We start from the raw sequence: 12077 nt of genomic DNA, 5'->3' as shown, positions 1-12077 counted from the left end.
ACGATTTTTTTGATTTGTGGATTTCAAAAATAAAACAGTATTGATTACTGGGGCATCATCTGGAATTGGCAAACAAACAGCAATAGAATTCGCAAAACTAGGTGCTAACATAATTCTAGTTGCAAGAAGAAAAGAAAAATTAGACGAACTTGCAAACGAATTAGAAAAATTCAATGTTACTACATTTGCTTGTAAATGTGATGTATCAGATAAGGCACAAGTAAAAGAAATGTCAAAAACTGTTTTAGAAAAATTTGATTTTATTGATGTGTTAGTAAATAATGCTGGTTTTGCAATTTATGGTTATGTCAAAGATCTGTCTATTGATGAAATAGAATCCCAGATGGAAACAAATTACTTTGGAATGATGTATTGTATCAAAAACTTTCTACCGTCAATGTTGGATAAAAAATCTGGGCATATAGTTAATGTTGCTTCAGTTGCTGCAAGCTTTGGTCTTCCTGGAATTGCATCTTACTGCGCATCGAAATTTGCAATGCTAGGATTTTCTGAGGGTCTCAAACATGAACTTCATGGTACTGGGGTAGGAATTACCGTTGTTAGTCCAATAATGGTTAGAACAGACTTTTTTGATCATCCTTCATTTGAGAAAATGCCAAAATACTCTCCAACATCTCTTAGTTCTAAAACTGTTGCAAAAGCAATTCTAAAAGCTGCACATTCTCCTAGACTGGAAATTATTGTTCCTTCTGTAGTTAGAAGTGCTGTTTGGTTAAAGCATACGTTTCCTTATTTCATTAATCCTATTATGGGCAAGTCTTTCAAAAAACAATTAGATGCTGTAAAATAATTCTAAATTATTCTTCATCATCTGCGGCTTCATTAGAGCCTACATCTAACAATTCAAGTGATTTTAGTTCGAATTGATAAATTGCATTCATATCGATCTCTTTTTCTTTTTCTAAATATTCTGAAACTTTTTTGCTAAGTGGTGCTTTGTGTTGATCAAAAACAAACTCATAGACTTCTCCTTTTAACAAGTCATCTATTTTGATACTTTTTGAAACATCCATAGTCACAATGTGTCTGCCATCTTCTACAGCATCATACAATTGAACATCAACTTTGTTATCCTCGTAATAAAACTCTAGTATATATCCCGATTTTTTCAATTCTTCAGGCTTCTTGAATTTTGCATTTTGAATCTCATCAGTAACCCATTCAGGAATTTCATCTTCTTTTTTCTTTTTTACCATAATAACTCACGCTAGTTTTCAGCTTTTTCTTTTTTGCTCTTTGACCACCATTCTAAATAGTCATCATGCTTATCATCACGTGTTCTTTCTTTTTGGTTAAGTTTGTATCTGATATCTGAAACTTGTTCTCTTGTTGCATAAAGACCACATCGTTTACAGACAAAATTTCTTCTATTCTTCTCATCCATTTTCATTGGAATGTCAATTTCATCGTATAATTTGAAAAGATCATCTCTACTTCTTTCTTCTTCAGGAACTTCAGATTCATATTTTTCTTGAATCTTTTTTTTCTCTCTGTGTGTACATTCTGGACAGTTAGGCACTGATGATTTGGCTTAATTTTTTCCATAAAAGCGTTCCCACATTGTAAATTGATCGATAAGTATCTGACACGCGGATTTTTTCATCATCCCTTTCGGTCCGTTCGCCCATCGAAATCCCGCGTGCCAGATGAGCGAAATTCTAAAAATAATGTATTATCTCTTTTCCTCCAAGGTTTGAGCAGCAATCTTTGCTGAATTTTCAGCCCCATTTGGAACAAAATTCTTTGAAAACTCATTCAAACTCTCTTCAAACCTCTCATAATTCTCTCTAATCCTTGAAATTCCTTCAATTACCTGCTTTGTTTTTGTTGCTAGAATTCCCAAATTCTTCTCTTCTGCCCATCTAATGTTGTTTGTGTGCTCATCATAGATTGGAATTCCAATGATTGGTTTTGCTTTTCCACCCATAATCTCACCCATAACAGTATGAGACCCATTCACAACGGTATATCTGCATAAATCCAACACTGAATCCTTTTCTTGCTCTGAAAGAAATCCCACATCAATCTGAATCCAATCTATTTTCTTCTCTAATGCATCAGATATGGAGTATCTTTTTCCATCTTTTCCAATAACAGAATCAATATTTGGATCATTTCTTGCATGTGAAATTATTCTTTTTTCTGTTTTCATCTCATCTTTATGAAATACTTCTTCATATCTCTGACCAGTTCCATCATTTGTTGATTTATTTCCAGTTCTCATCCAGTAACCAAATTCATTATTTTCAATTAGTTTTTCAAGATCAGAACTTTCTGTCTTGTCAATTTTCTTGCTGTTTGTAAAATGGCCGACAAAAGTTACTTTGTCCTCAGATTCTTTTATAAAATTTAGATTATACTCACACATCGTATAAGGTGGTGGAGAGTCAGCAACAAGAATTTTTGATGCTTTTTGAATTTGCTTTGCTACAAATATCAATGATGGATATAGATATGATCTAGAATTGTATAGTTTTGGTCTGAATTGGTTTGTTATGAATAAGCTTGGTATGTTTCTATTTTTTGCTAAAATATTTGATCCCATATCTCCATCATTTATTACCAAATCAAATTTTTCTTTGTTGTAGAGTTTTCTTTCTTCTCTAAGATAATTTGCAATTTGTCTTACTAGAGGTGGGTTTTTTGAAATTGGCAGTAATAAATTCATTAATGACATTGAAACACTTGGACCAAACTTTCCATCAATTGGAGTTGGCATTAAAATCTCATGAATTCTTTCTCTTTCATTTGGAAACTTTTTCAATAATTTTTCGTATACATGGTCTTTGCTTGAAAAATGAACTTCGAAGTCTTCTTTGATGTAATCTCCAAGAACTTCATTTAGCCTCATCATTCTTGAATAGTGACCACTTCCCCATGGATAGATAAATTCTCCTATCTTAAGCACAATATTGCAACCAAATATGCTGTTTAAATTCTCAATGATTCTCTTCTAATGAATCCAAAACATCGTGTACATTGTTTGGTCCTGCCTGAATAGAAATCACTTTTCTTGTTTTGAGGGCATTTTCTACCTCTTTTTTTGCAAAAGGAGGAATATCATCTGAACTCATAGTTACAATATTTTCTAATTTCTTGATATTTCTCTCCAATCCGATCTCTTTTGCTTCATCAAACAAGTTTGTGTCTACTCCAGCTAATGAAACTAAGGGAATCTTCTTTTTTGAAAATATCAGTTTTAATGCATTGTCTAGAAAATCTGATGAAAATATTTGTGGTGATATAGCTAATGACACTCGCTTGATTGAATATTGTAACATTATTTCTAAAACTGAATTTACATATGTTAGATAATTTTTGACTCCCTTCGGATTTATTTTCAGATGGAGAAACTCTAATTCAATCTTCTCTTGAACTAATCTTGGAATTATTTGATTTAGCATTTTAACTAGATTCATCAACTCTGATTTTTGTCGATAACAAACGATTATCTTTGTGTCATATCCCTGTTTTATGGTCTCATAACAAGAAACTGCAGACAATTCGTCATATACTGCACAAATTGTTTTCTGATTTTGTGATTGGTATGGAATGCCACCTTTTCCTTTATCTGAAAAAATACAGATGTATGCATTATTCTTTGTTAGATATGTATACAGTAATTTATCATAATTTTGTTCTGTTCCTGGGTGAGCCCCAAGCTTTGATTTTTTTTCGATGATGCTTGATGTAGCTGCGATCTCTACATCCTTTACAAGAAATCCTTTTGAAATCCCTTCAACTTTGACTAGAAATTTTTCTCCTTTTAGGAGTAAATTACCTCCTACAGAAGTGATTTCGGAAACTATATCTTTATAATTATTTTTTATCTGTTTTGCAATTGCAATCTCTTTGATTCCAAAAAGCATGTTAATTGCAGATGATGCAAAGACCGGATCATTTGCATCTACTAAAATAATTTCCCCATCTCGCTTTACTGATTTGAATTGTTGATTTTTTATTTTTAGAATTTTTTTAATATTGGAAATTAACTGTGGAATTTTATTTTTTGAAAATACAGTTGGAAAAACTATGACATATGACGTTTCATCCATATTTTCTACTTGGAAATCTACTTGTTTATAATTTAGGACAAAACCTCGGGTAATCAATATAAAACAAATACTTCAAGTCAATATGTGACTAGATTTACACAAGAACAAGTAGATGATCTCAACTCAAAGATAAAAACAGCTGAAGAAGCTCTTCAATGGGTATCTGATAATCTACATCCTAAGGTTGCAAAAGCTTCAAGCTTTGGTGCTGAAGATGCAGTTGTAATGGATATGATGTTAAAAATTAATCCAAAATTTAGATTCTTTACTTTGGATACTGGTCGATTACCTCAAGAGACATATGATATCATGGATGTCTTGAGAAAAAAATACAATATTACAATTGAAGTGTTATTTCCTGATACCAAAGAAGTTGAAGATATGGTAAAAGAAAAAGGACTAAACTTGTTCTATGAAAGTGTAGAGAACAGAAAACTCTGTTGTGAGATACGTAAAGTACATCCTATGAACAAAATGTTGAGTACACTTGATGGATGGGTTACTGGACTAAGAAGAGAACAGACCAAAATTAGAGAAGATGTTACGATGTTCCAACTTGATCATGGACATGGTGGGATTCTCAAGATAAATCCCATAATTGATTGGACATGGGATCAGATTCAAGAACATATCAAAAAATATGATTTACCATACAATAGCCTTCTTGACAAGGGCTATCCTAGTATTGGGTGTGAGCCATGTACCCGACCAATAAAGCCTGGAGAAGACATTCGAGCAGGAAGATGGTGGTGGGAACAAGGAGAACACAAAGAGTGTGGCCTTCATATAGAGCGTAAAAAAGAGGATTAGCATGTCAGAAAACGCTTCAATCAAACCACATGGTGGAGTACTAGTTAACAGAATTACAAATGTTGATCCTACTGGATTATTCTCAATTACAATTTCAGAAGACTTGGCAAATGATGTTGAAAATATTGCAGATGGTATCTTTAGTCCCTTGGAGGGATTTTTAGGTCAACAAGACTTTGAGAGTGTTATATCAAGAGGAAGACTTGCAAATGATCTGGCATGGACTATTCCTATCGTATTGGATGTTGATGAGGAGACTGCCAATAAAATGAAAGATGCAGGAGACGTACTATTACAAAATCAAGATGGAATTGGTGTTGCTGTATTACATGTTGATGAAATATTTACATTTGATAAGGAAAAGGCGGCCAAAGGGGTCTATGACACTAATGATACATCCCATCCAGGTGTAGCATACACAATGTCAATGAAAGATTTCCTAGTTGGTGGAAAAATTGATTTTATTCAAAGACCAAATGATACTGAAATTAGAAAAAATAGACTAACTCCAAAACAAACAAGAGAAGCATTTGCACAAGCTGGATGGAAAACCATTTGTGCATTTCAAACTAGAAATCCGCCACATGTCGCACATGAGATGCTACAAAAAACGTCAATTACAACACGAGATGGAGTATTTGTAAATCCTGTAATTGGAAAGAAAAAATCTGGTGACTTTGTTGATGAAGTAATTGTAAAATGTTATGAAACTATGATAGAACATTACTATCCAGAAAATAGATGTAAACTGGGAACTCTACATACTCAAATGAAATATGCAGGACCAAAAGAAGCAATTCACCATGCAATAATGAGACAAAACTATGGCTGCACTCATATCATTATTGGAAGAGATCATGCAGGAGTTGGAAAGTTCTATGATCCAATGGCAGCACAAAAAATATTTTCAGATTATCCTGAATTAGAAATTGCTCCAGTATTCTTCCCACCGTTCTTCTATTGTAGAAAATGTCTTACATACACAACCCCAAAGGCATGTCCACATGATAATGATGACAAGGAGCAAATTAGTGGAACTGCATTGAGAGAAATGATTCAAAATGGACAAGCACCTTCTCAATTTATCCTAAGACCAGAAGTTGCACAAGTAATTTTGGATCATCCAAAACCTTTTGTTGATTAGATATTTATTCAATCAAACTTGCACTAGCTCAATGAGATATCTATTTGCAGTAATTTTACTATGCGGAATTTTTACTACACCTGCATTTGCTCAGGAGGTAAATCCTTCGTTAATTATTGATGAAATCGAAATTCCTGCTGAAGAATTTAACAGAGTTTTACGAGATGCACCTATTATTCCTCTAGATGAAATCCATGCAGTCAGCTGGCAGGTAACAATTGATAACAATCTACTTTATGCAAATCCTGATGGAAATGCAGTCTTTCGGCTTTATGACGCAAACTCTGAAGATGAATTCATTGAGGTTGGAATGGGTTCAATTCCTGACAACAAGTTCTGGGTAGCAGTACAGACTCCAAAAGAAGGATATATTGTAGTTCACAGTGACTTAGAAAGAGGTTGGTACCCAGAGGCAAAATCAATTATCTCCTTTACTGATAGAGCAGGACTGACTGTCAATAACGGTGCAAGAATTGTCGTTACCAATTTGGATATTGGCGAATTTGCAATTGGTTCTTATTCTGTTTATGGAATGGAAGGCTCTACTGATCCTCCTGCAGTAAACTCTGGTAGATTACTTTTAGAATTTCTCTCAGGCGATCCATCAAAGAATGCATTTGCAATGTTTCCATTTTATGTTGCAGCAGGAATTGGTGTTATAGTTGGAGTATTGTTTCTAACTAAGAAGCGTTCTTAGATTTGTAAAACTTGCAACTTCGTTTAATTTTGCATACGTCACACATTGGGGATATTGGTTTGCATATGTTTTGACCATACATAACAAATGTATCATTAATGTCAATCCAAAATTTTTTGTCGACTTTTTTCATTAACTCTTGTTCTGTTTCTTCGGGATTTTTTGTTTCGACTAATCCTAATCTGTTTGAAATTCTATGAACATGTATGTCAACTGGGATTGCAGGTTTTTCAAATGCATAAACTAGTACACAGTTTGCAGTCTTTCTTCCAACTCCTGGTAATTCCACCAATGTATCCAAATCTTCAGGCACTTTACCCTTGTATTTTGAATCAATAATCTTTGCAACTTCAATAATTCGTTTTGATTTTACATGATAGAATCCAATTGATTTGATAATTTTTTCTACATCTTTTAGTTTGGCATTTGCAAGTTGTTTTGGATTTTTATATTTTGAGAATAATGCTTTGACTACCTTTGTTGTGCTCTCATCTTTTGTTCGGGCAGAAAGTATGGTTCCAATCAAAATACTAAACGGACCAGTTTCAGCGTCATGAAGATCTCGTAATGCAGTTATTCGTGGTGTCTTTACAGAATTCATTGTATCCATCATTTTGCTTAGAATTTTTTCCATTTTCATATGAAAAACTGCGTACAAGTATTATAACTGTAAATCCAAATTCATCTCATTGGAACTAACTAAAGAAGAAGAATCTGCACTAAAAGGCGAACAAGGTGAAATTATGCAGATGGCATACAGAATTCTTGTTGCAACCGGTGAGGCAACAGATGCAGAAAAACTAGTTCCAATTGAATGGACTCATCTATCTGGAGTAAATTATAACACAATAGGTGATGCAGGCGAAGAATTTCTTTCTAGTATTAGCAAAGATGCGCGAGTCAAAGTAAAGACTACTCTTAATCCAATGGGATTTGACATTGATAATGTATCAAACTATGGATTAGATGAGAACTTTATCTCAAAACAACTCTCTATTAGAAATTCATATGAAACAATGGGTGTTATTCCATCTTTTTCATGTATTCCTTACGAAATTTTTGATATTCCAAAAGATGGAACTCAAGTTGCATTTGCAGAAAGTAATGCTGCAATTCATGCAAATTCTTATGATAATTTGAAAACAAATAAGGAAAGTGCATTTAGTGCACTAGCTAGTGCATTAACTGGAAAAAGTCCTTACTCTTCACTACGAAAGGAAGATTCACCAAATGTTACAATTAGAATGAACGTAGACAATCCAAATGAGCTAACATATGGAATGCTAGGTTTCTTTGCAGGAAAAGTGGGAGACACATCTGTAAATATTTCTGGTTTAGGTGAGATGGATAACCGTCAATGCAAAGCAATGTGTGGTGGAATGGGAACATCTGGAACCTGTGCCAAATTTATCTTTAGAGATGGTGATTCTGATACTGAAAAAATAGATTTTGATGAAAAAGCAATGCAAAATGTTCACGATGAACTAAACACATCTGAGAAAGGTGACATCATTACACTTGGAAGTCCTCAGTTGGGTTTAGAAGAAATTTCAGAACTTGCTGGAAAACTAAAGGGACGAACATTTGAGAAGAGATGTATGATATTTACTCCGCGAACTGTGAAAGAACAAGCAAACAAAATTGGCTATACAAATGAATTAGAACGTGCTGGGTGTGAGATTCTTTCTGATTGTTGTACTTGTCTTACTCCATTAATTAACAAAGACAGCGTTGATGCTGTTACTACTAATAGCATCAAGGGTGCATTTTATCTAAAAAACTCTAATGGTGTTGATGTAAATCTAAAATCATTATCACAAATTATAGAAGATGAGACACGATGAAGGTTCTAGTTTCAGGAAAAGTTGAAGGCACTGTCCTAAAATCAAAAGATGCAATTAATTTTCTAGGTACAGTTGACAAAAAAACTGGAATTATTAGTGACAAAAATCATGATCTATATGAAAAATCAATCAAAGATACGATTCTAGTTTTTCCTTCTGGTGTTGGAAGTAGTGTTGGTGCATACACAATTTACTCTATCAAATCAAATGGAACAGCACCACTTGCAATGATTTGCCAAAAAGCAGATCTGACTGTAGCTACTGGGTGTGCATTGGCAAATATTCCACTTGTAATCTTACCTGATGAAGAATTTTCTTCAATTAATAATGGAATGAAACTATCACTTGATACTGATTCTACTCATCCTCTTCAGTATCAATGAATTTTTGAATATCTGCTTCTCCTCTGTTTACGTCTTTTACCTGACTTTTCCCAGCAGGCATTACACGTACAAATTCATCAATACTGATTTTTTTAGTAATCTCTTCGTGAATTTTTGAAAATTCAAGCCTAATTTTCTTTGCAGCATCAACCATCTCGATTCCTTGTGGTTCAATTATCGCATAACAGATCGAATTTTTCTTGATTGTTTCAGGTGGACCGCATGTTAATGAAAAGCCATCTTCTTGTGGAATTATCCCAACTGCTAGTTTAAGATTTCCACTTTTAATGAATTTTCTTTGTCCTTCAATTGTAAATGATCCTTTTGGCAGAAATTCTCCACTTGGAGCTGATTTTTTTACTTGATCGGGATTTACCCAATATGCACTAACACCGTACATTCCTTCTCTCCATGCACGACTAAAACAAACTGTTGCATGTGCAACTTCATTCATACTTGTATCAGGAACATTTTGTGCATCTTTGATAATAAAAAATGGAGAACCAAAAATATCACCGTGGAAAATTTTATCATTATTATCCAAATGTTTTCTTACCACTGCAGAGTTTGATGCAGCATCTCTTCCACCAATTACTAAGAATCCATCAGATGTGTAGAACCATCTGTATCTTTCATACCAGTTCTTTTTTCTAATTTCAGAAACTATAATTGCATCTTTCTCAGATTCTGTTTTGTTTTGGAGTTTCTCTAATTTTTTCAAAGTCTTAGATTTGATTTCTTCAATGGAACTTATTGCACCTGATTGTTTTTTTGCCTCATTAAATAATGCAGATGCAATTGATTGCAAAGGTGCCTTTGGGTCTATCTTTATTTTTTCATCTTGAATAACAATTAGTGGAATTCCTTTTTCTGAAATCAATTTTGCATTGTTTGCTGTCATAATTTCTTGCGCATAACTATCTTCAATTGATAAAATTCCTTTTGAAATCATATCATAGAGTGAATTTGCTACATTTGTGATGTTTTTTGATCTCTCTTTTACTGTCTGAATGGCTTTTTCCTGCTCAGAAATCTGAGTTTCTAATTCCTTTATCTTCTTGTCTGAGCCACTAGTCTGAATCAATTTTCCTTTATCTACAATATTTTGTGTAAAAACAGTGTCAAGTCCTTCTATGAAGCTGTTTACTTTGATAATTTCTCCTTCAATTTTTCCAAGTTGAATTGGAAGAACTTCAGTTTTTTCATTTCTAACAATTATAGGATCATGATTCTCTGTAATAATATCTGATATGATCTTCGTTGTTGTCTCAAATATTTTTCTAATCTCTTCATTAGTAAGAAGATTACCAATCTTTTTTGGTTCAACATTTGCAACTTCAAAAATACCTTCAACATATTTTTTTGGCAAACCCAGAGTACGTCCAAACCATTTTGCCGCAACCAATTCTGTTGTTTTGATATCTTCAAAATCCTTTTCTGCTAAATTGAAAATATCTAATCCACTTTGTGGAGGCTGAGTATATTCTAATCCCACACTTAGTTTTCTGTGTCTTACATCTATTGAATGCTGTAATGCAAGAATTTTCATCTCATTGTTGCAAAGTAAAATATTCCCATCTCCGAAAAATTCACCTACTAAAACAAACTCTTTTCCAAATCCTTCAAATCTAAAATATGCAATTCTTTCAGCGCCAATTTGTTCAATCTTTTTTAATTTTAATCGAAGGAGATCACTTCTTAGTCTTTTGAGCAACTTATTTGGTTCAACTTGATCAATCTTTACTTCTGTTAACCAAACTCCTGAAGTAGAGATCATCATGAATAGATCACTTTTTTCAGTATGATGTAATTTGAAGAGAATACTGTCTTTTGTTATTCCATAGATATTGCTGACATAGTAGTCTTCGACTTGTTTTGAAATTTTATCAACTAAATATCGTAATTCAATTCCTGATAATGCCATGCCTATCATATTTTCTATCTGAAATTATACCCTTGCTATGATGTGCTCAAATTTTGACCAAAGATATTAAACATGGTTTGCTTGAGACACGCTAGAAATTTAATTGGCCAAATTCAAAAAGAAGAAATCAAAACCTACACCTGAGCCTGAGGACTCTAAGAAGGAAACTCCTCAAGAAGAGCCAGTTGATATTCCTGAAATAGAAAAATCTGAACCAGATCCTGAACCATCAAAAGAACCTCAGATTAGTGAGGCTGAAAAAAGTGACAAGGATAGAAAATTAAACAAATTATTTTGGTTGCGTGTTGCTCTTGCAGTTATTGCAGGTACTGCTGCTACTTTTATCTTTGAAGATATTGAAGGTGAAGATAGACGATGGGCATCCATTGGATTTATGATTATAGTATTTTTTGCAACAATTATTGTAGCTAAAGGAATGAAGATGCAATTACCATCATCAGATAGAAAGAAAATTGTTACACAAGCAATTGGTAGCTATGTTTTCTTGTACTTGTTTACTTGGATTGTAACCTATACTTTAGTTCATTCTGGAAATATTTCTACTGGAATCAACATCTAGTAGATTACAAAAGGTGATAATCTGATGTGGGATTACAAAACTCCTGGAATTCCTGATGAAGAGTTTGAGAGAACTGAAAAAGTTCCTATTACCAAAGAAGAAGTTAGAACTGTTCAAATTAGCAAAGCTCGACTAAAATCTGGACAAACTGTCTATGATGTTGGTTGTGGTAGTGGCTCTATTTCTGTCGAAGCTGCACTACAAATTGAATCTTCTGGAAAAGTCATTGCAATTGATTATGATCAAAATGCAGTAGACTTGACAAAAAAGAATTTAGAAAAATTTGAACTTTCAAATGTTTCAGTAATACTTGGAAACGCTAAAGAAAAAATTTTAGAATTAGAACAAGCTGATGCAATATTTGTTGGAGGAACTGGTGGCGATACCAAAGAAATTGTAGAATTGTCTGAAAAAAAACTAAAGACTGGTGGGCGTATAGTGATTGGAATTATTCTCATTGAAACATTGTACTCTGTACTACAAGTTATGAATACATTACAATTCAAAGATGTAGATATTACTCAAGTAACTATATCTAAGAGCAGAAAAACCACTACTGGAACTATGATGTTGGCACGCAATCCTGTAACTATAATTTCAGCAACTAAAGCCTAATCTA

Annotated in this window: 14 protein-coding genes; 8 read left to right on the top strand and 6 right to left on the bottom strand. The window is 33.4% G+C overall.

The window, feature by feature from the left end:
• Positions 1–16: 16 nt before the first annotated feature.
• A complete protein-coding gene (locus ACQY22_RS03075) occupies positions 17–811 on the top strand; it encodes an SDR family NAD(P)-dependent oxidoreductase (protein ID WP_428325083.1) in 795 nt (264 codons plus the stop codon).
• A gap of 7 nt (positions 812–818) precedes the next feature.
• On the opposite strand, the gene ACQY22_RS03070 is transcribed toward ACQY22_RS03075, so the two are convergent.
• The 4 genes from ACQY22_RS03070 to ACQY22_RS03055 form a co-directional block, all read right to left on the bottom strand.
• A complete protein-coding gene (locus tag ACQY22_RS03070) occupies positions 819–1217 on the bottom strand; it encodes a hypothetical protein (protein ID WP_428325082.1) in 399 nt (132 codons plus the stop codon).
• Positions 1218–1228: 11 nt separating this feature from the next.
• Positions 1229–1540, bottom strand: a complete 312-nt coding sequence (locus ACQY22_RS03065) for a hypothetical protein (protein ID WP_428325081.1) — start codon at positions 1538–1540, stop codon at positions 1229–1231.
• Positions 1541–1693: 153 nt separating this feature from the next.
• Positions 1694–2929: a glycosyltransferase gene (locus ACQY22_RS03060; RefSeq protein ID WP_428325080.1), complete on the bottom strand. Its 1236-nt coding sequence runs from the start codon at positions 2927–2929 to the stop codon at positions 1694–1696.
• Between the two features lie 31 nt (positions 2930–2960).
• On the bottom strand, positions 2961–4076 hold the full coding sequence (locus ACQY22_RS03055; protein WP_428325079.1) for a thiamine biosynthesis protein: 1116 nt from the start codon (positions 4074–4076) through the stop codon (positions 2961–2963).
• Between the two features lie 84 nt (positions 4077–4160).
• On the opposite strand from ACQY22_RS03055, the gene ACQY22_RS03050 reads away from it, so the two are divergent.
• Genes ACQY22_RS03050 through ACQY22_RS03040 form a run of 3 tightly spaced genes read left to right on the top strand, consistent with a single transcriptional unit; the run spans position 4161 to position 6727 of the window.
• Positions 4161–4886: a phosphoadenylyl-sulfate reductase gene (locus tag ACQY22_RS03050; RefSeq protein WP_428325078.1), complete on the top strand. Its 726-nt coding sequence runs from the start codon at positions 4161–4163 to the stop codon at positions 4884–4886.
• 1 nt (position 4887) lies between these two features.
• The gene (sat, locus tag ACQY22_RS03045; RefSeq protein ID WP_428325077.1) at positions 4888–6030 is read left to right on the top strand and encodes a sulfate adenylyltransferase; all 1143 of its coding nucleotides are present in this window, start codon (positions 4888–4890) and stop codon (positions 6028–6030) included.
• Between the two features lie 31 nt (positions 6031–6061).
• Complete coding sequence (locus tag ACQY22_RS03040; protein WP_428325076.1) at positions 6062–6727, top strand: hypothetical protein; 666 nt, start codon at positions 6062–6064, stop codon at positions 6725–6727.
• On the opposite strand, the gene ACQY22_RS03035 is transcribed toward ACQY22_RS03040, so the two are convergent.
• The gene (locus tag ACQY22_RS03035; protein ID WP_428325075.1) at positions 6711–7361 is read right to left on the bottom strand and encodes an endonuclease III domain-containing protein; all 651 of its coding nucleotides are present in this window, start codon (positions 7359–7361) and stop codon (positions 6711–6713) included. The two genes, ACQY22_RS03040 and ACQY22_RS03035, sit on opposite strands and share 17 nt — an antisense overlap.
• A gap of 55 nt (positions 7362–7416) precedes the next feature.
• On the opposite strand from ACQY22_RS03035, the gene ACQY22_RS03030 reads away from it, so the two are divergent.
• On the top strand, positions 7417–8571 hold the full coding sequence (locus ACQY22_RS03030) for an aconitase X (RefSeq protein ID WP_428325074.1): 1155 nt from the start codon (positions 7417–7419) through the stop codon (positions 8569–8571).
• On the top strand, positions 8568–8954 hold the full coding sequence (locus tag ACQY22_RS03025; RefSeq protein WP_428325073.1) for an aconitase X swivel domain-containing protein: 387 nt from the start codon (positions 8568–8570) through the stop codon (positions 8952–8954). The genes ACQY22_RS03030 and ACQY22_RS03025 overlap by 4 nt, the downstream gene beginning before the upstream one ends.
• On the opposite strand, the gene rqcH is transcribed toward ACQY22_RS03025, so the two are convergent.
• A complete protein-coding gene (gene rqcH / locus ACQY22_RS03020; protein ID WP_428325072.1) occupies positions 8929–10878 on the bottom strand; it encodes a ribosome rescue protein RqcH in 1950 nt (649 codons plus the stop codon). The genes ACQY22_RS03025 and rqcH overlap by 26 nt on opposite strands.
• A gap of 103 nt (positions 10879–10981) precedes the next feature.
• On the opposite strand from rqcH, the gene ACQY22_RS03015 reads away from it, so the two are divergent.
• Both ACQY22_RS03015 and cbiT read left to right on the top strand, forming a co-directional pair.
• A complete protein-coding gene (locus ACQY22_RS03015) occupies positions 10982–11458 on the top strand; it encodes a hypothetical protein (protein ID WP_428325071.1) in 477 nt (158 codons plus the stop codon).
• Positions 11459–11482: 24 nt separating this feature from the next.
• Positions 11483–12073, top strand: coding sequence for a precorrin-6Y C5,15-methyltransferase (decarboxylating) subunit CbiT (gene cbiT / locus ACQY22_RS03010; protein ID WP_428325070.1), 591 nt, complete (start codon positions 11483–11485; stop codon positions 12071–12073).
• Positions 12074–12077 lie beyond the last annotated feature (4 nt).

Source organism: Candidatus Nitrosopumilus sp., from assembly GCF_965263415.1.
GTDB lineage: Archaea > Thermoproteota > Nitrososphaeria > Nitrososphaerales > Nitrosopumilaceae > Nitrosopumilus.
This window is presented reverse-complemented; position numbering and strand designations above follow the sequence as displayed.

Coding starts and splice junctions, on each gene's coding strand:
- ACQY22_RS03035 (WP_428325075.1), bottom strand. CDS start 7,361: ATGGAAAAAATTCTAAGCAAAATGATGGATACAATGAATTCTGTAAAG.
- ACQY22_RS03025 (WP_428325073.1), top strand. CDS start 8,568: ATGAAGGTTCTAGTTTCAGGAAAAGTTGAAGGCACTGTCCTAAAATCA.
- ACQY22_RS03040 (WP_428325076.1), top strand. CDS start 6,062: ATGAGATATCTATTTGCAGTAATTTTACTATGCGGAATTTTTACTACA.
- ACQY22_RS03055 (WP_428325079.1), bottom strand. CDS start 4,076: ATGGATGAAACGTCATATGTCATAGTTTTTCCAACTGTATTTTCAAAA.
- ACQY22_RS03070 (WP_428325082.1), bottom strand. CDS start 1,217: ATGGTAAAAAAGAAAAAAGAAGATGAAATTCCTGAATGGGTTACTGAT.
- rqcH (WP_428325072.1), bottom strand. CDS start 10,878: ATGGCATTATCAGGAATTGAATTACGATATTTAGTTGATAAAATTTCA.
- cbiT (WP_428325070.1), top strand. CDS start 11,483: ATGTGGGATTACAAAACTCCTGGAATTCCTGATGAAGAGTTTGAGAGA.
- sat (WP_428325077.1), top strand. CDS start 4,888: ATGTCAGAAAACGCTTCAATCAAACCACATGGTGGAGTACTAGTTAAC.